This is a genomic window from Mesorhizobium sp. WSM4809 (assembly GCF_055811655.1).
Genome location: NZ_JBVVQW010000001.1, coordinates 326,412 through 346,786, shown reverse-complemented (window position 1 = coordinate 346,786; position 20,375 = coordinate 326,412). Strand labels below are relative to the sequence as shown.

General features: G+C 63.1%; 16 protein-coding genes. 8 read left to right on the top strand and 8 right to left on the bottom strand.

What is annotated here, in order from left to right; genetic code table 11:
• The 3 genes from AC0L24_RS01480 to ftsZ all read right to left on the bottom strand — a co-directional run bounded on the left by AC0L24_RS01480 (position 1) and on the right by ftsZ (position 4,075).
• On the bottom strand, positions 1-1,440 hold the full coding sequence (locus tag AC0L24_RS01480) for a DUF5691 domain-containing protein (RefSeq protein ID WP_127811077.1): 1,440 nt from the start codon (positions 1,438-1,440) through the stop codon (positions 1-3).
• The gene (locus AC0L24_RS01475) at positions 1,437-2,822 is read right to left on the bottom strand and encodes an SWIM zinc finger family protein (RefSeq protein ID WP_245482764.1); all 1,386 of its coding nucleotides are present in this window, start codon (positions 2,820-2,822) and stop codon (positions 1,437-1,439) included. The genes AC0L24_RS01480 and AC0L24_RS01475 overlap by 4 nt, the downstream gene beginning before the upstream one ends.
• A 218-nt stretch (positions 2,823-3,040) precedes the next feature.
• Complete coding sequence (gene ftsZ, locus AC0L24_RS01470) at positions 3,041-4,075, bottom strand: cell division protein FtsZ (protein WP_127270104.1); 1,035 nt, start codon at positions 4,073-4,075, stop codon at positions 3,041-3,043.
• A gap of 385 nt (positions 4,076-4,460) precedes the next feature.
• Here ftsZ and AC0L24_RS01465 point away from each other — a divergent pair, with 385 nt between their 5' ends.
• Positions 4,461-5,159, top strand: a complete 699-nt coding sequence (locus AC0L24_RS01465; protein WP_127811079.1) for a GntR family transcriptional regulator — start codon at positions 4,461-4,463, stop codon at positions 5,157-5,159.
• A gap of 84 nt (positions 5,160-5,243) precedes the next feature.
• Here the strand turns inward: AC0L24_RS01465 and AC0L24_RS01460 are convergent, their stop codons facing one another.
• Entirely contained in the window at positions 5,244-5,750 is a 507-nt protein-coding gene (locus tag AC0L24_RS01460; RefSeq protein ID WP_127811080.1) for a hypothetical protein, read from the bottom strand.
• Positions 5,751-5,961: 211 nt separating this feature from the next.
• Between AC0L24_RS01460 and AC0L24_RS01455 the strand changes: the two genes are divergently transcribed.
• The 5 genes from AC0L24_RS01455 (at position 5,962) to fhuB (ending at position 13,605) form a co-directional block, all read left to right on the top strand.
• Positions 5,962-7,317 carry a glutamine synthetase family protein gene (locus AC0L24_RS01455; protein WP_127268594.1) on the top strand — a complete coding sequence of 452 codons (1,356 nt, stop codon included), beginning with the start codon at positions 5,962-5,964 and terminating at the stop codon, positions 7,315-7,317.
• 126 nt (positions 7,318-7,443) lie between these two features.
• The gene (locus AC0L24_RS01450; protein ID WP_164873889.1) at positions 7,444-8,328 is read left to right on the top strand and encodes a helix-turn-helix domain-containing protein; all 885 of its coding nucleotides are present in this window, start codon (positions 7,444-7,446) and stop codon (positions 8,326-8,328) included.
• 136 nt (positions 8,329-8,464) lie between these two features.
• Entirely contained in the window at positions 8,465-10,693 is a 2,229-nt protein-coding gene (locus AC0L24_RS01445) for a TonB-dependent siderophore receptor (RefSeq protein WP_473563350.1), read from the top strand.
• 34 nt (positions 10,694-10,727) lie between these two features.
• The gene (locus tag AC0L24_RS01440) at positions 10,728-11,606 is read left to right on the top strand and encodes an ABC transporter substrate-binding protein (protein WP_127811424.1); all 879 of its coding nucleotides are present in this window, start codon (positions 10,728-10,730) and stop codon (positions 11,604-11,606) included.
• On the top strand, positions 11,599-13,605 hold the full coding sequence (fhuB, locus tag AC0L24_RS01435; protein WP_127811081.1) for a Fe(3+)-hydroxamate ABC transporter permease FhuB: 2,007 nt from the start codon (positions 11,599-11,601) through the stop codon (positions 13,603-13,605). The genes AC0L24_RS01440 and fhuB overlap by 8 nt, the downstream gene beginning before the upstream one ends.
• Positions 13,606-13,641: 36 nt before the next feature.
• Here the strand turns inward: fhuB and cuyB are convergent, their stop codons facing one another.
• From cuyB to AC0L24_RS01415, 4 genes are all read right to left on the bottom strand, one after another.
• Entirely contained in the window at positions 13,642-14,439 is a 798-nt protein-coding gene (gene cuyB, locus AC0L24_RS01430) for a cysteate racemase (protein WP_127811082.1), read from the bottom strand.
• Complete coding sequence (locus AC0L24_RS01425; RefSeq protein ID WP_127268227.1) at positions 14,436-15,797, bottom strand: dicarboxylate/amino acid:cation symporter; 1,362 nt, start codon at positions 15,795-15,797, stop codon at positions 14,436-14,438. The genes cuyB and AC0L24_RS01425 overlap by 4 nt, the downstream gene beginning before the upstream one ends.
• A 1-nt stretch (position 15,798) precedes the next feature.
• Positions 15,799-16,638, bottom strand: coding sequence for a substrate-binding periplasmic protein (locus AC0L24_RS01420; RefSeq protein WP_164873890.1), 840 nt, complete (start codon positions 16,636-16,638; stop codon positions 15,799-15,801).
• A 185-nt stretch (positions 16,639-16,823) separates the two neighbouring features.
• Complete coding sequence (locus AC0L24_RS01415; RefSeq protein ID WP_127811083.1) at positions 16,824-17,516, bottom strand: SDR family NAD(P)-dependent oxidoreductase; 693 nt, start codon at positions 17,514-17,516, stop codon at positions 16,824-16,826.
• A gap of 369 nt (positions 17,517-17,885) precedes the next feature.
• On the opposite strand from AC0L24_RS01415, the gene AC0L24_RS01410 reads away from it, so the two are divergent.
• Positions 17,886-19,001 (top strand): anhydro-N-acetylmuramic acid kinase, encoded by a 1,116-nt coding sequence (locus AC0L24_RS01410; protein ID WP_127811084.1) that lies wholly within the window; start codon positions 17,886-17,888, stop codon positions 18,999-19,001.
• Positions 19,002-19,357: 356 nt separating this feature from the next.
• Positions 19,358-20,362, top strand: coding sequence for a phosphate ABC transporter substrate-binding protein PstS (gene pstS, locus AC0L24_RS01405; RefSeq protein WP_473563348.1), 1,005 nt, complete (start codon positions 19,358-19,360; stop codon positions 20,360-20,362).
• The last annotated feature ends 13 nt before the right edge of the window (positions 20,363-20,375 follow it).

The window sequence follows — 20,375 nt, the reverse complement described above, 5'->3', positions numbered from 1 at the left end:
TCATATGTTGGTTCGATGCTCGGCCAGTGACGCGTTGAGCCGCAGAAGACCGAGAGACGGCGCCGCCGGCGCCATACCGGCCGCAACAACGTCTCCGATCAATTTCTCCGCCGTCGCCGCCGTGGCGAGAAAGCCCATAGTTTCCAGAAGCTGGTCGACGCCTCGCTTCACAGCGTCATCGTTTCCTGCAACAGCGGAGCGAAGCGCCGGGAGCATCTGGCCGTTTGTCAGGTCGGCCCATTCCAGCCAGCTTGCTTCGAGGCCCTCGGCCAGATTGAGCGCGCCGAGATGTTGCGTGTCTTTCAGGATCGACCTGACCAGGACACGCTTCCTGCGGCTGTCCAGACGCGCCATGAGGTGGAGGACGAAGAGTGTGGGCTTGCCACCTTCGGCGACAAGCGTATCCGCCATGTGCGTCACCGCGGCGTCGCTGCCCGACGCGGCGACCATTCGGGCAACAAGGATATCGGCATTGCTCTCGGCGCCGAATTGCCACGCCCCGATAAACTCGGATTCGGTGGTGCCGAAGCGCGTGGCGAGGTCGACCAGGTTACAGGTCTCGAACAGTTCGGCGCGACGTCTTTCCTGCGCCGGCGATTTGAGTTTTGCCGGCGTGTAGGTGGTGCGGCGGCGGATGAAGCCGGATTTGCCTTCAGCGATGAAGGCAGCGAGTTCGGCCGTCGGAGCTTCCGGCCCGCCATCGCCTGGCGAGCCGTGCTCTCCCAATCTTGCCAGCAACCGGCCAGCGAGTTCGCGCAGCTTCCCGGAACGATCGGCGGAGAGGCTCTTCAGGAATGGCACGTCATCGGCGCCCAGGCCGAAGCGCAACAGGTCGACGAGTGCAATCCTGATCTCCGCCGGCTCTCCGGAGGCCTTGGTTTCGATCAGTTGCCGAGCCGAAGCCGGTGCGGTGCGGCGCATATCGGCGAGCGCGGTGCGGCGTGCGGCGGGATAGAAGTCATCCCAGTTTTCCACCGTCAGATGCTCCTGGCTTGCAGGTTTTTCGCCGTCCGCGCCTGCCTGCCAGTCGACCCAGGGTGCATAAACGTCCGGACTGCTCTGATCCGACGCGGCTGGCATCCAGTCCATCGGATGCAGCACGAAGCCGCGGCTGGCGACGAGCGTGACCACACGCGACTTGCTTCTTGTGTCGGCGGCATGCTTGAGCGCGGCTCGCAAGAGCGGCCGCAGCCGTTCCGGCAGCATCGGCAAGGCGAGTTCGGGCAATTGCGGGCGGCGTTTCAGCGTCTTCGGCGCGGCTGGCCGCAAGGCAATGTCGAGAGCTTGTGCGGCGATCGCCAGCAGCCGGCGTTCGCGCTCGTCGGGGCTGGCACCGCCGGCGATCTCCTTCCACGCGCCCGGAGCCAGGTCGAAGGTGGTCCCGCCGGTGATCCAGCAGTCGCGCATGGCCGCCAGGCCGGTCTGCTCGATCTCGTTCACGACAAGTCAAGCCTCCCGAAACCGCTTTGCGCTGCCAGCAGGTCAAGCCGGCTGCCATTCCAAAGTGCTGCCGTTGCCATAAGGTCCAGCCCAAGCAGCGTTGGATTGACGGTGTCGGCAATCGGCAAGGCGATACCATGCGGATCGTCGGCGGCTTGCCACCAGGCAGCGCCCCGATCGTCCAGCAGGATCGCGCCGGGCGGCAGCATGACAGGACAATCGGTGAGCCAAGGGGCTGTGTTCTGGTGAGCAGCATGCGCCGCGAGCGGATCGGCTGTGCGAAAGCCGAAATCGGGCCACTCACCTGTCGAGACGTCGCCCTTGCGGTCCGCCACCAAGGCCCGCAGCGGCTGGCGTGCCGGGTAAAAGACCAGCCTGGCATCGAACCGGTCGCCCGGTGTGAAGGCGTTCGACCGGCGACCGGCCGAGGCCGGAAAATAGTCGAGCAAGAGAGCAAATTGCGGGCTCGCGCTCTTCAGGTCGAGGAGCCAGGTCGAATGGCTGACGAGACCGTCACGGCGCGACTCGATCTTCTCGCCAAGCACCTCCCAGACGCTTTCGACCTGTTTGGCATCGGGATTGGCCAGAACCTGCTCACGGCTTTCGGACGTCGATACGAGCCGCCTCAGTTCGGCGTCGCCTGGTGTCGATCGCCAGGCCTTGGCCACCAGCACGAGCTTGCCGAGTTCGCGGATCGCCGCGTCCGGGCGCTCCTCGCTGCGCAGCCCCATCAGCCGTGACGGAATCTCGTCGATGCGGCCGGCAAGCGCTGTCGCCTTCATGTCGACCAGCCGTGCCGCAATCCGGCGGCAACGATCACTGCTGTTGTCGACAAAACCGGCCAGGCCAAGCCGCAACTGGTCAGCGATCCATTGATCCAGCTCATCCAACGCCGCCGACACCGCGGATTGCGTATCCAGCGTCCGCTTGCGCTGCGCTGCCTCGCGGCGCTCGACCGCAGCGGCGTCCTCGACATCAGCGCTTTCGTCGTCGCGCGAGGCCTCGCCAATGCTCTTGCCTCCCGCACCGGGCGCTTGCGCCGCCGGCTGCGGCGAGACCTTCCTGCGGCGGCCGAGCCAATCATTCACCCATTCCGGGGTCGAGCCTGCGGCGGTAAAACTGGCCGGCGTGGTGGCTGCAATCCACATCAGCGCCAAAGTGTGCTTGCAGGGAAATTTCCGCGACGGACAGGTGCATTTGTAGCCATGGTCGCCGGTGTCGACGACCACACGGTAGGGATTGGAGCCGGAACCCTGGCATTCCCCCCAGAGGAGCCCCAGTTGATCGCTCTTTTCGAGCCGTGGCCAGTTCGATTGCCTGGTCAACCTGGACGCGGCGCTCAACGACGCCTGATCGGGCGCAAGCGCTTCGATGGTTTTCAAGTCGAATTCCAAGCCGCGCCTCTCGTCGCTCGAACGATACGGGTAGCCAGTATAGATGGCCGTCTATGACGGATTCTTGTAGCAGCAGCGGCACCGAGATCGATACAGCTGAACACAATAGTTGCGCCAGTCAATCTGATCCGTCGGCAATGCAATTGCTATTCAGCGATGTCTCCCCGAGAAATTATCTCCTGGCGAGAACAAACGCGCGATACGACCTATTGAAGCGTGCGTGCCGGCTGACCGGCGTGGTCGCGGGCGATGCCGGCTTCGGCATCCTCCACCCCAAACGCACGGTCGAGACCCGTCGCCACCACCGAGACCCTGAAGCGGCCTTCCATGCCCTTGTCGAAGATGGCGCCAACGATGATGTCGGCATCCTCGTAGACCTCTTCGCGAATGCGGGTGGCGGCCTCGTCGACCTCGAACAGGGTCATGTCCCTGCCGCCCGATATCGAGACCAGAACGCCCTTGGCGCCTTTCATCGACACTTCGTCGAGCAGCGGGTTGGCGATCGCGGCTTCGGCCGCCTTCATTGCCCGACCCTCGCCGGAGGCCTCACCGGTGCCCATCATGGCGCGGCCCATATCGCGCATCACCGATTTGACATCGGCGAAGTCGAGATTGATCAAGCCTTCCTTGACGATGAGATCGGTGATGCAGCTGACGCCGGCATAGAGCACCCGGTCGGCAATGACGAACGCATCGGCGAAGGTGGTCTTGGCATCGGCGATCCGAAACAGGTTCTGGTTCGGGATGACGATCACCGTGTCGGCGCTCTCGCGCAGCCGCTCGATGCCCTCTTCGGCCATCTGCATTCGGCGCCTGCCCTCGAAGGCGAAAGGCTTGGTGACGACGCCCACCGTCAGGATGCCGGCCTTGCGCGCCGCCTGGGCGATGATCGGAGCCGCACCGGTTCCCGTGCCGCCGCCCATGCCGGCGGTGACGAAACACATATGCGTGCCGGCCAGATGGTCCATGATCTCGTCGAGCGATTCCTCGGCCGCGGCGCGGCCGATCTCGGGAAGCGATCCGGCGCCCAATCCTTCGGTGACGTGGGCGCCAAGCTGGATCAGCCGCGTCGCCTTCGACATGGTCAGCGCCTGGGCGTCGGTGTTGGCGGCGATGAATTCAGTGCCCTGAAGCTGCTCCGCGATCATGTTGTTGACGGCATTGCCACCGCCGCCGCCAACGCCGATCACGGTGATCTTGGGTCTCATCTCGGAGATTTCGGGCTTCTTGAACTCGGCCATGCCTGTGTCTCCTTCGCCAATTGCGCGCGCTTCACGACCCACCCGCAGACTGCCTTGAAACCTTGCAATCGAGTGGCATGATGCGAATCACTCCGTTGCGATGGGTAGCCCAAAAAGCCAGACAGCGGCCAGAGGTGCAAGTGCATGCGAGGTCAAGATTTGTGATGACCGTTTTGCACAGCGTGGCAGAGACGCCGTGTGCCTGACAATCAAGCCGTGAGCCTTGGCGCGACGCGTCGCTTGCCGCGCAACGATCGAAGCGTCTATCATGTGCTTGATAAGTCGCTGACTTCGGCGTTCTCGCCGGGCTCGGCCACGCAGAATCCCCAGCGGCGAAACCAGCCGGCCGCACAGATTTCTGAACCGATGAAGCAGCGCCCCGCCGATGGCCGACAAAACACAATTCGGGTTGACCGCCGTCGACACCGTTCCCTTGCATGAAAAAGTCTATCTTGAGCTTGTGCGGGCACTGATGTCCGGCCAGTTCACGCCGGGCCAGAAGCTGACATCGCGAAAACTCGCAAGGGAACTCGGCACCAGCGACATGCCGGTGCGCAGCGCCTTCATGCGGCTGCAAGCGCTGCGGGCGCTCAGCCCAATGCCGAACGGCAGCGTCGAAGTGCCGGCAATATCGGCCGACCGGTTTTCGCAATTGACCGCGGTGCGGACTATCCTCGAAGGCTCGGCGACCGAGCTGGCGACAACACGCATCAACGGCAACAATCTGCGCACGATCCGACGCCACGCCACCGAACTGACATTGGCGGCTCGCAAGGGCGATATCGACGATTATCTGCGCAAGAACCACGACTTCAAATTCTCGATCTATCGCCATTGCGGCAACGAGCAGATGATCTTCCTGATCGAGACCGTATGGATGCAGGTCGGCCCGTTTCTCAGGAATCTCGCCACGGGGTTCGAGGATGACCTCGCCTCCATTCTCGACATTGACTTTCACGAGGAAGTCGTAGCGGCGATCGAGGCTCAGGATGGCGAGCGCGCCCGCGCCGCCATCGTGCGCGACATCGACGAAGGCGCCTCGCACATCCTGCAGCAGGCGAGATTTTCGAAGATGAGAAGCTAGAATCGCCGGGCGACAATTGTTCGATCGAAGGCCCAGCCATGTTGTCTCGGTGGCGAACCCAGAACGTCGAATGCCGGTAGTCGGTCAGTGCGAAATTGGCGATAGCAGAAGCCGCGCAAGCTGGCCGTCGATAGGAAAGTGGATTTGCGGCGTGGACAGCATATGGACTACCTCTTTCGTCCGGTCTTCTGCGAACTCGATATCATCTCGCATTTCAACAAGATCGGCCCATTCCTCGACGTCCTTCGCCTCGAGGTTCCCGGCTAGAAAGCGCAAGAGAACGCTTCGAATGTGATCGTAGGTCAGCGTGACCAGCGCAGTTGGATAGTCCCAGGGAAGCGGCGCCAAAAGCTTTTCAAGCTCTGCAACCGGCCGATCTAGCTCAACCAGTGAGCGGATAATAGAACGCCGTTCTTCATCTTTCCTGCTTTCGCCTTGGCGGCGCGGGCGCTTCGGGTGGTTATCAGTCACAATCGCCACACCTCGCCCGCTCTGACCCCAGCCTGTCAGCGGCCCCATGCCAACAATATGACACTCCGAGGGGATTGTTTGAAGGTTGAATTTCAAACTAACCCACAGTTTGAATGCCACTTGGCTTTCCGACCTCTTGCCTCTATGTTGCGATCGCAGATCGCGCAATTGGTTTTGAAATGCCTCCCGACATCCCAGCTAGTGACTTGAAAAAATAAGGAAAAGCGCTTGGCGACAGCCAAGTTTGTTTTCCTAAAACTCACAAGCTATTTTTATCAGGGACAGTGCAGCCGGTCAGGTTGCGGCACCTTCGAAAACCAGAGGTCATAAATTGAGCGATGCAATTGCGGACGTTTTGAACTGGCTTGACAGCAGGACCGACATCCAGAGCCTGAGAGCCGCGGTGTGCGACCTCAACGGCATCATGCGCGGCAAGCGCATTCCCGTCGAGCAGGCAAGAAAGGCGCTGGAAGGCAAGCTGCGCATGCCTTTTTCGCTGATCGGGCTCGATGTGTGGGGCGAGGACATCGAAGGCAACACGCTGGTATTCTCGACCGGCGATGCCGACGGACTGTGCCAGTGGACGGGCCGCGGCATTCTGCCGGTGGCCTGGACGGCGCATCCGACAGCGCTTGTCCCGCTCTGGCTGGCCGACGAAAGCGGCGCGCCCTATCTCGGCGACCCGCGACGGGCGCTGGCCCGCATCCTCGATCGCTACAAGGCCTTGGGCCTGACCCCGGTCGCGGCAACGGAACTCGAATTCTACCTCGTCGATCCGCAATCGCAACGGCCGGTCGGACCGGTCTCCCCGGTGACCGGACGCCGTCTCGATTCCGACGCGGCGCTGTCGATCGACGAGATCGACGACTTCGAATCCTTCATCCATGACGTCTACGAGGCCTGCCGGACGCAAGGCATTCCCGTCGACACGGCCATCGCCGAAAACGGCGTCGGTCAGTTCGAAATCAATCTGAACCATGTCGCGGACGCCTTGCGGGCGGCTGACGATGCGGTGCTGTTCAAGCGCACGGTGAAGGGCATTGCCCGCAAGCACGGCTTTGCCGCCTGCTTCATGGCCAAGCCCTATGGCGACCGCGCAGGCAACGGCTTTCACGTTCATTTCAGCCTGATCGACGGCGAAGGGCGCAACGTCTTCGATGACGGCACCGACCAGGGTTCTGAGACCATGCGCCATGCGGTCGGCGGCCTGCTTGCGGCAATGGCCGAAAGCACGCTGGTGTTCGCGCCGCACTTCAACTCCTACCGCAGGCTGCGCCCGAGATCCTATGCGCCGACCGCAGTCGCCTGGGGTTATGAGAACCGTATGGTGGCGATCCGCATTCCCGGCGGGCCAACCGGTGCGCGCCGCATCGAGCATCGCGTTTCGGGAGCCGACGCCAATCCCTATCTGGTGCTAGCGGCCATATTGGGCGCCGCACTGACGGGCATTGAAAGACAAATATCGCCAGGCGATCCGATCGGCACCGACGGCCAGGGACTCCCGCCGGCAAAGCTGCCGCCGGACTGGGCATCCGCGATCGCCGCCTTCGAGAGCGGGACGCATGTGGCGGAGATTTTTCCAGCCATCCTGCGCGACTCCTTCGTTGCCTGCAAACGCCAGGAATTGAACACGTTCGCGCTCAATGTCAGCGATTTCGAAATCGAGACATACCTCGAAAGTGTTTGAGGCCTGACGGCCCCAGCGGTATTGGTTCCGGCCGATTTTCGAGCAGCCGCAAAGCACTTGCGGTGGGGTCGCTAACCGGGCATAAACATGATGGTTTTTATCATGTTATGGTTGGGATCACAGGGTTTGAACTTCGTTCCGCGCATGGAGAGCAGTATTCAGGGCTTTTCAGTCATTGGCGATCTGAAATGGCATGTCTGGGACGGCGTGGTCGCCGACCTCTGGGATGTCTCATGCGGTGACAAGGCCGAAGGCTATTACGTCTCTCCCGACCCCCGGCTGTTCGTCGCGCTCGATGTGGATGGCGACGGCGCTTTCTTCGTCGAAGGCGCCAAGGGCGAATTGCGCCGCCACGACCAGGCTTTTTCCATGGCCTACATACCGGCCGGCGTGCCGATCCGCGGCCGGGTCGAGGGGCTGCGGCGGATCCGGCATCTCGACCTGCATTTCGACGCCCCAGCGCTGACGCGCCGCTTCGGCCGCAGCCTTGACCACGAGGCCTTGCGGATGTCGCGCTTCCAGTTTCGCGACGACCGGATCGCCATGCTTGCCGGCATGATTGCCGCCGAATGCGGCAACGACCGGCCTCTGCATGATCTCTATGGCGAGGGCTTGCTCAATGCCTTGTTCGCAAGCCTGTTCCAGATAGACCAGCCTGATACCGCCAGGCGACGGTCGCCGCTCTCGCGCCGCAAGCTGCGCCTCGTCACCGACTACATCGACGCGCATTGCCTGGACAGGATCCGGCTTGCCGATCTCGCCGCGCTGACCGGCCTGTCCGAAACCGCGATGAGCCATGCCTTCAAGGCGGCGACGGGCGTGCCGCCGCATCGCTGGCAAATGCAGGCGCGGGTCGACAGGGCCAAGGCGATGATGGCGCGCGACGTCGCTTCACTTGGCGACATCGCCGAGGCAACGGGTTTTTTCGACCAGGCGCACCTGACGCGTGTGTTCAAGTCGATTGTCGGCGTGACACCCGGCGCCTGGATGAGGAGCACCAGTCGCCAGTGACATTTCCGCAACATCATACCGTGATGTCCCTCGTTTGGACAAGAATGGACAAACCGCCCAATTCCGTCCAATGACCCGCAGTTAAGTTGAGGTAAATGATCAAGTATCTCAATGCCGACAGGCGGGGACTTTCCTGATGAGCAGAACTTACCGGATGAAGGCGCTTCTGGCGGCCAGCGTCGCCGCAGCCGCGATGATCCCGCCAATGGCCGCGTTCGCGCAGTCGGTGCAAACCAGCACCCAGCTTGAACCGGTGGTGGTCGAGGGCGAGGCCGGCGACGGCGCGACCGGACCGGTTAAAGGCGTCGTCGCCAAAAAAAGCAGGACCGGCTCCAAGACGGCGACCGACATCAAGGATATCCCGCAATCCGTGTCGGTGGTCGGCCGTCAAGAGATCGACGACCAGGGCGCACAGAAGGCCGACGAAGCCTTGCGCTACACGGCCGGCGTCTTCGCGCAGCCCTTCGGCCCCGACAGCGACACCAACTGGCTGTACATCCGTGGTTTCCAGGCGACGGCCACCGGCACCTACATGGATGGGCTGCAGCTGTTCAGCTACGGCTTCGGCGGCTTTTATGTCGACAGCTTCGGGTTGGAGCGCATCGAGGTGCTGAAGGGACCGGCCTCCGTACTCTACGGCGGCAGTAATCCCGGTGGCCTGGTCAACTATGTCAGCAAGCGGCCGGACTTCGAACGCACGCGCTATGTCGAGACCGGCGTCAACGACGCAGGCAATGTCTATCTCGGCTTCGACATCGGCGACGTGGCCAAGGATGGCGCGGTCAGCTACCGGATGACGGGCAAGGTCGCCGGCGGCGATACCTACAGCGACCTGCAAAATGGCTGGCGCGGCTTCATCTCGCCAAGTATTACGTGGAAGCCGGACGAAGCAACCACGCTGACCATCCTGGCCAATTACAGCCACATCGACGAAAACCACAATGGCGGCAGCTTCCTGCCCTATAGCGGGACGGTGACGGACCACATTGTGGACGGCGTGAATTATGGCCGCATCGACCCGGATGCGAATTTCACCGAGCCGAGCGTCGATCTCTACAAGCGGGAACAGGGCTCGATAGGCTACGAGTTCGAACACACATTCGACAATGACTGGACGGTGCGCTCCAACACTCGATTTAGTGCCGCTTCCATCAACGAAGTCAGCGTCTACCCCAATGGCTGGTCCCGAGATACGAATCCTGCAGCGAGCCCCAGTGCGCTGGATCGCATCAATTTCGACCATGACACCGACGCGATGACATTCCTGTCGGACCTGCAGATCGAGGGCAAGGTGGAGACCGGGCCAGTCGAACACACGCTGCTGGCCGGCATCGACTACAAATTTTACAACATCGACCAAGTGCAGTCGTCGGCGGAATTTGGGCTTACTCCGCCAATCGACGCGTTCGACCCCGTCTACGGTTCGCCGCTGACGCCCCGCGTCAGCTATCTTAACCAGGACCTGACGCAGAAGCAGCTCGGTTTCTATGCGCAAGACCAATTGCGTTTCGGCGATGGCTGGCTGGTGACGCTGAATGGGCGATATGATCGCGGCTGGCTCGATGCCGACAATCGCCCGACCTATTACACGGAGAAATTCAATCTCCCGGTCATTGATTTGAGCCAGACCGTCGGCGACATCTCCGGGCGAGCTGGGCTGGCCTATGAATTCGACAACGGCGTCACCCCCTATGTCAGTTTTGCCACCTTCTTCAACCCAATCATCGGAACGACTGCGACCGGCGACTTGTTCAAGCCGGAGACAGGCCAGCAATACGAGGTTGGGGTCAAATATGTGCCGACCTTCATCGACGGCCTGTTCACCGTGTCGCTCTTCGACCTCACCCGTCAAAATGTGGCTTCGAACGTTGACGCATTCGCGCAGATCCAGACCGGCGAAGTACGCTCGCGGGGCATCGAACTCGAAGGCAAGGTAAATGTCACCGAGGACTTCCGGGTGACGGGCGCATTCACTGCCTACGACATCAAGATCCTCAAGGACGTGGACGCATTCAAGGACGATACCGGTATCTCGGTGATCGGCAAAACGCCCTTCATCGTGCCCGAAGTCATGGCTTCCGCCTCGGTCGACTATACGTTCCGCGGCGACTGGTATGACGGCATCTCGATCGGCGGCGGCCTGCGTTATGTTGGCCCTTCGTGGGCCGACAATGAGAACACGGCCAAAGTGCCGGCGGTCACGCTGGCCGATCTGAAACTCGGCTACGAGAAGGAGAATTGGGGGATCGATCTCAACATCACCAACCTCTTCGACAAGACCTATGTGTCGAGCTGCCAGACGACGCTGACCTGTTCCTATGGCGAAGGCCGCTCGTTCAAGCTGAAGGCGCATACGACTTGGTAGTCGACTTGGTTACAGCTTGCCAAACAAGCCAGTGATGATCCATCTGCCCAACAGAAGGCAGGTGCTTGCGCTGGCGGCCGCGGCATTGCTGCCACCGGTCGCCGCCAGGGCTGCTACACCACGCGTTGCAGCGATCGACTGGGGCATGCTGGAGACGTTGCTGGCACTCGGCATCGAGCCGGTGGCGGCGACCGAACTGATCCAGTTTCGCAAGATCGCGGTCGAGCCGGCAGTGCCCCAATCGGTGACCGATCTCGGGCTGCGCGGCGCGCCCAATTACGAGCTGCTGCGCATCGTCGCGCCTGATGTCATCGTGATCTCCAATTTCTACGAATACCAGCGCCCGATGCTCGAACGCATCGCGCCGGTGTTTGCGCAAACGGTCTACGAGGCCGGCGTGCCGCCTTATGTGCTCGCCGAGGCAGCGACACTGGCGCTTGGCGAAAAGCTGGGGCGGCAGGCCGAGGCGGAGCGCTATACCGACGAGACCGCTGATGAAATCGCGCGGCTGCGCGGCACCTTGCCGCGCGCTTCCGGGCGTCCGGTCTTCGTCATCAGCCTAGGCGATAGCAGGCATTTTCGCGCCTTTGGCCGCGACTCCATGTTCGGCGATGTGCTGACGCTTCTCGGCCTGGTCAATGCATGGACCGACGAGACGAGCTACAGCGCGGCGGCACCCGTCGGACTGGAGGCGCTGGCGCGCGTGCCCGAGGCGTCGATCCTGATCGTTTCGCCACTGCCGGCGGATGTCGGGCGTTCGCTTCCGACAAATGCCTTGTGGAACGCTCTGCCGGCGGTGCGCCAGAACCGCGTTGCCGTCCTGGAGCCGGTCAACCACTTTGGCTGCCTGCCATCGGCACGCCGCTTCGCGCGCCTGGCGACGGCAGCTATTGCCGGGCAAAGCCATGGCTGAGCGCGCAGTCGGCCACCGCGCCACGACGAGTGCCGCGCTGTCGCCAATCGCCCTGTGGAGCTTCCTGGCGGCGCTGGCAGCGCTCCTGTTCGCATGGCGGGTCGGCATGCAGTGGCCGGCCGCGCCGCCGGGCGACGGCATTGATCTCGATCGTGTCATCCTGCTCTACAGCACGTTGCCGCGCGCCGCCGTGGCGGTGCTGGCCGGCGCCGTGCTCGGCCTGTCCGGCCTGCTGTTGCAGCATGTGCTGCGCAACCCGCTGGCCGAACCGTCGACGCTCGGTATTTCGGCTGGTGCGCAACTGGCGATGACGATCGCCTCGCTTTACGCACCGCTGCTGATGGAGCGGTCGCAGGGCCTGGTCGCCTTCGCCGGTGGCATCGCCGCGGTGCTGCTGGTGCTGGCATTGACCTGGCGGCGCGGGCTGGAGCCGGTGTCGGTCATGCTCGCCGGGATGATGGTGGCGCTGACCGCCAGTTCCGTCAGCGCAGCACTGATCCTCGCCAATGGCGATTACCTGTTTTCGCTGTTCATCTGGGGCGGCGGATCGCTGGTCCAGCAGGACTGGGAGCCGACCATCGCGCTGACGGTCAGGCTGGTGGCCGGCGCGGTTGCCGCATTGATGCTGCTGCGGCCGCTGACCATTCTTGGTCTCGACGATGCCTCGGCACGCGGCCTGGGCGTCGCCCGTCACTCAAGCCGCTTTCTCATCATCGCGCTTGCCGTGTGGATGGCGACGTCAGTCGCGGCAGAGGTTGGCGTCATCGGGTTCGTCGGTCTTGCAGCGCCGGCGCTGGCCACGCTTTCGGGCGCCCGCACACTGCGCCAAAAACTGATCGCCGCGCCGCTGATCGGCGCCGTGCTGCTGTGGCTGACGGACGGGCTGGTACAGCTGGCCGCCGGTTCCGGTGGCGAACGCATTCCGACCGGCGCCGGCACCGCCCTGTTAGGCGGCCCGCTGCTGCTGTGGCTGTTGCCGCGGCTGCGCCTTTTCGAGTGGCCGCATCTCGGTTCGAATGGTACCGCACCGCGCAAGGCCAGCCGGCCCTGGCTGATCATCCTGCTTCTGTTTGCGCTGGCGCTTGTCGCTGCCACCGTGGCGCTTGTCGTCGGGCGCGGTCCGGACGGCTGGACTATTGCTGGGGGAGACCTGTTAACCGATCTCGCCGCGTGGCGTGCGCCGCGGATCGGCGTGGCGGCCGCCGCCGGCGCCATGCTCTCGGCCGCCGGCGTCGTCATCCAGCGGGTCACCGGCAACCCGCTGGCGAGCCCCGAAGTGCTTGGCGTCGGCACCGGCGCCGGTGCCGGCCTGACAGCCGTGCTGATGGTCAGCGCCACGGCCGATCTCGGCTGGCAGCTCGCCGGCTCAGCCCTGGGCTCACTGGTGGCCTTGATTGCCATGCTGGCCCTTGCCGCACGAGCAAAGTTCGGTGCCGAGCGGCTGCTGCTTGCCGGGATCGCCATGAGCGCGCTCTGCAGCGCTGCGATCACCGCGACGATCGCCATGGGCAACGCGCAGTCCTACATCCTGTTGCGCTGGCTGAGCGGCTCGACCGGCCAGGCGTCGACGCTCGATGCAGGGCTGGCACTCGCCTGTCTGTTGCCGCTGACATTGCCGCTGTTTCTTGCCGCCCGCTGGCTGGACATCCTGCCGCTCGGGTCCGACAGCGCACGCGGGCTGGGCGTGCCGGTCGCCGGCGGACGGCTGATGCTGATCATCGTTGCCGCGCTGCTGACCGCGCTGGCCGCCATGGTCGTCGGGCCATTGAGCTTCGTCGGCCTGATCGCGCCACACCTTGCCCGTCTGGTCGGCTTTTCCCGCGCCCGCGTCCATCTCGCCGGAGCGATGCTTCTGGGCGCCTTGCTGATGATCGTATCGGACTGGCTGTCGCGCATGGCGGCCTTTCCCTACGAACTGCCCGCCGGCCTGTTCGCTTCGCTGCTTGGCGGGCCGTATCTCGTCTACCTGCTTGCCAAGGGCGTGCCGCGCCAGGGCTGACGGGTTCCGAAATGCTATGAGGTTCTATCCATAGGGCTAGGCCAGTGCGGCCAAGCTGGCGCGCATCGATCGGTCATGTTCCGGCAGCCGTGATACGGTCGGCAGGCCGCGGGCTTCCTGGGCACCAAAGCCCAACCGTGTCAGACAGGCTCGCGCCAAGGCCGCATTGCTGTCGATGACGACCAATCCATTGAGACCGTTGAGGCTGGCGGCCACCACCGACAGTTCGGTGCAGCCGAGCAGGGCTGCATCGGCGCCGGCCGCTTGCGCGATGTCGAGCGCGCGCTCGGTTTCAACCGCCGCATCCGCGATCGAACCCGCCTTGACGAGGCTGATCGCGCTGTCGACGCAGGCCTGAAACTCGGTGTTCGCGGGAAGGCAGAGCTCAAATCCCGCTGCCGACATCCTGTCCTGATAGAAGCCGGAGACCAGCGTGCCTTGAGTGGCGAGAACAGCAACCCGGCCCTGATCCAGGCTGCGACGCGTCTCCGTCACCACAGCGTCTCCGATATGGATGATTTCCGCGTGCGAATTCGCCGCCAGTTGGCCGTACCAATGGTGGGCGGTGTTGCACGGCATCGCGATGCGGGCGACGCCGAGCGCATTGAGCGTCGCGACCGCGGCTTTCAAAGGCGCCAGCGGCCCGTCATGGCCGGCAAGGATCGCTTCGGTCCTGTCGGGCAGCTGCGGGACACTGAGGATCACCGCAGGCACATGTTCGTTGTCTCTGAGCGCCTGGGTCATCCGGGTCAGCTTGAAGTAGAAATCAGCCGAAGCAAGCGGCCCAAGACCGCCGATAATGCCGAGCTGGGGACGGATGCTGTCGTCGATCATCTGACAGGCTCGGCTTCGAGCTGGTCCGAGGCGGCGTCAGGCTGCGTCGTCTCCCTGTGGCTGGGAGCGATCATTGCCGTGCTCGCCGCGACGGTGCAGACGCTGGCCAGCGTCATGAACGTGTCGACGGCTGCATCCACCGCGACGAACAGGACGAACGCCGCCTCGAAGGGAAGCTTCAGGTAGCCGCAGACGATGGACATCTGGGACAGGATGAGCAGGCTGCCCATGCCGCCGGTGGTGAGCGCGAGAAGCGCTGAGATGATGCCGACGAGCACGAGGTCCGAGACTGCAAGCTGGTGGCCGTAAAGCTGGGCGATGAACAGCGCACCCGAGGTGTAGAGCAGCGCTGGGCCTGTACGCAGCAATGCCGCCTGCAGCGGCACGAGCAGTTCGACCACCACCAGGCTGAACCGCAGGCGCTCGCTCAAAAGGTTGATGACCCACGGCAGCGAGGCGACCGTAGAGCGTGTCGTGATGGCCACCATGAGAAGGGGCTGGCAGGTCTTGATCGTGGTCCAGTAGCTTCGTCGCGACCGGATGGCGATAATGGCAAAAGCCCCGGCGACGAATATGAGGCAGGAAAGGCCCATCACCAGCAGGTAACCGCCCATCAGCGTGAGCGGCTTGGTTCCGGTCGACGCGGTCTGGTCCGCGATCAGGATGAAGGTTGCAAAGGGCAACCCCCAGATGAACCAGTTGGTGAGCACCGTGCAGGCCCGGTAGACCGCGTTGAGCGCCTGGGTCAGGCTCATGGACGAAGGCTGGGGAATCTTTCCCATCGCGAGCCCGAAAAGCAGGCAGAACAGCAAAACCTGGATGGTCTGGCCCGAGGCCAGCGCGTTGAAGACGTTGTTCGGCACCAGGTCGAGCAGGATCGAGTGCCCGCCATTGGGGTCGCCATTGGAGGGCGGCGGCTGGAACGGGAAGGCGAGATCGGTGGACACGCTGCCTTGCGAATTGATGAACTCGCCAAGCTCGATGCGCGACTGCGGATTCTCGATCTGGCCCGGCTGCAGGATCAACGACAAGGTGCCGCTCACCAGCACGCTCAGGAACGACACGACCAGCACGGCCATACCTACCTTGCCGAGGTAGCGGACCGATTTGGGATCCTGGACCATTGCCGTGATGGAGAAGATGACCGACGAGACCAAATAGGGCAGGACGACCATCTTGAGGAAATTCAGGTAGAGCTGTGCGACAGGGCTGATCGCATGGGCAAAGTCTGGATAGTAGAGGCCGCACAATATCCCTGCAGCAATCATCACAATCGTCGTCACCGGAGATCGCAGGATACGCCTTGCCGCGAGGCGCCAGTCGAAAGGCAGGGGTCCGGCTACCTCGGAGATGGCCATGTCAGGCTTTGCTCCCCAGGCGATAGCGGGCGATGATCTCATCCGTGTTGAGAATCTGCTGACCCCGCGCGAGATCGAGATAGAGATCGACAAAGGCCGCGAGGTGCGGATTGTCGGGCCGCACGCCGACTGCGATCGTATCGACCTTGTCGGTCAGCGTGATCGAGCGCGCGACGACCGTCATCGACGGATCGTCGACCATCAGCTTCTTGATCTCGAAATCATCGCGATAGGCCATGTCGATCGTCCCGTTTCGGATCGCATCGATGATCAGATCCCAGCTTGCCAGGCGGTGGATTTGCGCATGCGGGAAGGTCGTGGCCGCATAGGTGGCGAATGAAGAGCCCTCGATCACGCCAAGATCGCCTGAGAAATCACGGACGATCTGTTCGGCCGGTTTGCCTTGCGCGATACGCGCCAGGTTGAGGCGGTTGGCGATCAGCCCTTGTCGCAGCATGGCGTAGGGGCGGGAATATATGATCGACCGGCCGCGCTGAAGCGTCCGGCTAAGCTTGCCAATCGCCATGTCGGCCTGTCCGGAACTGACCTGTCTGACGATATCGTCGAACGTTGCGGCGGATCGGTCGAATACCGGCTCGACGCCAAGGGCCGCGGCGATGCCGTGGGCCAACTCCATGTCTATGCCATCGTCCCCCGATCCGTCGGACGGAAAGAACGGATTGGAAGCGAAGGCCGGCATTGCGATGCGCAATGCATCGCCGCTCGCGATAGGTTGAGGGGCGTTCTCCGCCTGCTGTCCCGGAGTGCTGGCTGCGCGGGCTTGCGAGATCAGCAACCCGCCGCTCCCGGCCGCAAGCAGTGTACGACGTGTAACCGACATGCGCGTTCTCAATTAACCCGGGAAAGCTGCAACATGCACAACCCGCGTTAAACAAACGTATATATTACACTGTGCCTTTTTATGTATTGGACAAGCAGCTTAGCGCCACAAAATATCAGCATTGCCTAATATATAGGAAAAGCGGAAGGATCGCGTTGCTTCCCGCCGGGCGATCGTCTGGATTGTCAAAACGTCTCGACCCAAGGCCGTAACTCAAGCTCCGAGCTCCAGGCGCTGCGATGCTGGCGATGGACCGCGAGATAGGCCTCGGCGATGGCATCCGGCGACAGGCGGCGGTCCTGTAGGTCGGGATCGGCTGCCTGTCCGGGCGGCGCGATCTGGCCGTCGAGAATGAAATGGGCGACGTGGATGTTCTGCGGGGCGAGTTCGCGGGCCATGGACTGCGCCAGGCCGCGCAGGCCGAATTTCGGCAGGGCAAAGCCGGCCGAGCCGGGAAAGCCCTTCACACTGGCGGTGGCGCCGGTGAACAGGATCGAACCGGATCCCCGGACAAGCAGCCGGCGCGCCGCCTGCTGGCCGACCAGGAAGCCGCCATAGGCGCCGACCAGCAATGCCTGTTTGACCGCTTCCGCATCGAGCTCGGCGATCGGGCCGCGGGTGCGTGCGCTGGCGTTGAACACCACGAGCGCCAGCGTGCCGGCCTTGTCGGCGGTGTCGAACAGCCTGGCGACGGACGCAGCGTCGGCGACATCCGTCTCAACGGCCAGAGCACCGGTTTCGTCGATCAGAGCGCTGAGCTTCTCGACGTTGCGAGCGGCCAGAACCACGCGAATGCCTTCGCGGGTGAGAAGGCGCGCAAGCGAGGCGCTCAGACCAGCGCCCGCGCCTGCAATAACGGCCACATCGGATGAGGTCATGATTTTCTCTCCCTTGCGGATTTCGGCGGAAGCGTTCGCCAGATCAGACAAGGTCGCGCCTTCGGGGCTGACAGGCAAGAGGTGGCATCTCGGTGGCTGTTGAACCAGACGGGCTGCAGAAACGACGTTGCGCGGTCCAACATCGCCTGTGGAGCTACGAAAGCCGCTCGGCCTTCAGCACCGAGACCGCCACTTCGAAAGGGACAAGGCTTGGACCTTGCCCGCCGCCCGGATTCATTAGACCAACATTTTGGCGGTAGAATCGTCAGGTTTCGCAAAGCTGTCGGCGATCTCATCAATGGGACTGGAGCGTGGTCCCGAAAAGTGGGAAACGGTTTCGGAAAGATTATGCTCAACAAGGAAACGATTATGGAACCAATCTGGGCCGTCGGCCTGATGACCGGCACGGTGCTGGACGGCAACATCGACGTCGCGCTGATCAAGACCGACGGCGAACGTATCGAGGATTTCGGCACCTATCGGCTGATGCCCTATCCTCCGTCGATCCGCTCCCTGCTGGAAGAGACGCTGACGGAGGCGCGGGCGTGGAACTTTGACGGGCCGGAGCCGGCGATCTTCCGCACCGCGGAGGAAGCCCTGACGCGTGCCCAGTCAGCAGCCGTCAAGGAATTGGTCGAAGGCTATGGCATGACGATGGCCGATATCGGCGTCGTCGGTTTTCACGGCCAGACCGTTCTGCATCGCGCGCCGCAGGTTGGACGGCTGGGCCAGACAAGGCAACTCGGCGATGGTGAGCTGATGCATGCCATATTGGGTACCAAGGTCGCTTACGATTTCCGCTCGGCCGACATGCGCGCCGGGGGGCAAGGCGCGCCGCTGGCCGCGGTCTATCACACGGCGTTGATGCGCGGCGCCGGCGCCAATGGCGAGGTGGCCGTACTCAATCTCGGCGGCGTCGCCAACATCACCTGGTGGGATGGCGCCGACAATGTCGTTGCCTTCGACACCGGCCCCGCCAACGCGCCGCTGAACGATTTCATCAAGTCGAAGGGGCTCGGCGAGATGGACCGCGACGGCGCGCTCGGCGGTGCGGGCAAGGTGGACGAGGCGCGGCTGGCCAAGCTGCTGCAGCACCCCTATCTCACCAAGCCCTATCCCAAATCGCTGGACCGTTTCGACTTCGGCGCCGCCATGGCGGACGGGCTGGATGCGGAGGATGGCGCGGCACTGCTGACCGCCTTTACCGCTGGAGCCGTCGGCAAGGCACTCGACCTCTTACCAAGCCGTCCGAAAAAACTGGTGGTCAGCGGCGGCGGCCGCCACAACCCGACCATGATGGCGATGCTGACCAGCCGTGCCGGCGTCGAAGTGGTGCAGGCCGAGAGCCTCGGCTGGAGCGGCGACGCGGTCGAGGCGGAGTGTTTTGCGTTCCTCGCGGTGCGCGTGCTGCGCGGCCTGCCGATCAGCTTTCCGAGCACGACCGGCGCACCGCGGCCGATGCAGGGCGGAAAACTCGCCGGTTAGAGCCTCTTCCATCCCGGAACGGGATGGGATGACCTTTCCCGCCCGGCCGACTTTCAGGCGATGCGGCTTTTTGCTCAGGTTTTGCAGTCGAAAGGTCTTCGGAATAGTCGAAAAGCTTTTCCGCCGGGACCCACTGTCATCCAACCGTTAAGAAGAATTAATACAAGACAACAGCGATCTTGTTTTCAGCTGACGCCTCATTTCGCAGGCGTATGGCCATCGATGCGCGCCTGCATAGCGGCGGCAGTATAGTTGGGATTCAATTTATGTTGTCAGCAGGTTTAGCCTTATTGCGCGGTGCACGGCCGACGGTTTCGGGGGCGGCAGCTGCGCTCGCCCTTGCAATCATCGGGGCCATGATCGGATCCGCTGCGCGGGCTGAGCCCATTCGCGGTGCGGGGTCGACACTGGCCGCGCCGATCATCGGCAAGTGGGCAACGACATACAAGGCTGCACGCGCCGACGGCGGCGACTTCTTCACGCTGGACTGGACCGTCGATTATGAACCGGTCGGATCCCTTGCCGGCCTGATGCGGCTTGCGCAGCCCGAACTGGATTTCGCCGCCACGGATGTTCCCGTGCAGGCTGATGATCTCGCCAGGAACGGCCAGCAGCAATTTCCGATCGTCATGGGCGGGATCGCGGTGGTCGCCAATCTCGATGGCCTGCCGGAGCAAGGTCTGCACCTCTCCGGCCCGGTGATCGCCGACATCTATCTGGGCAAGATAAAGTCCTGGTCCGATCCTGCGATAAGGGTGCTCAATCCCGACATAGCCCTTCCCGATCTCGCCATCAGCGTCATCCACCGGCAGGACGGTTCGGGCTCAACCTATGTCTTCACCGAGTTTCTGTCATCGACAAGCGAAGACTGGAAGACGAAGCTTGGAGCCGACACTCTGATCGACTGGCCGCTCGGGACAGGCGCGGAAGGTACGCAAGCGCTTCTTCGTGCCGTGGCTGCGAGCAAGGGGGCGATTGCCTACGCCGAATACGGCCAGGTTCTTCGCGCCGGCCTTCCCTTCGCAGCGGTCCAGAACAAATCCGGCAAGTTCGTCAAACCGGACCCGCAGGGCGTGCAAGCAGCGGCCACCTCCGTCGCCTGGGGGGAAACGACCGACTTCTTCGCCTCCCTCACCAATCGCAGCGGAGATGGTGCGTACCCGATCAGCACGGCGGTGTTCGCCGTTGTCCAGGTCGCGGGGCGTTCGGAACATCGCTATCGCCGCGTGCATGATCTTTTCCGGCTCGCCTTCGCGCAAGGTGCCGGCGACGCCACCGCACTCGGCTATGTGCCGCTGCCGAAAGCGCTCATTGGCCAGATCGAACAGTATTGGGCAAGGCAATTGCCGGTCGCAAACTGACCCGAACGAAGCT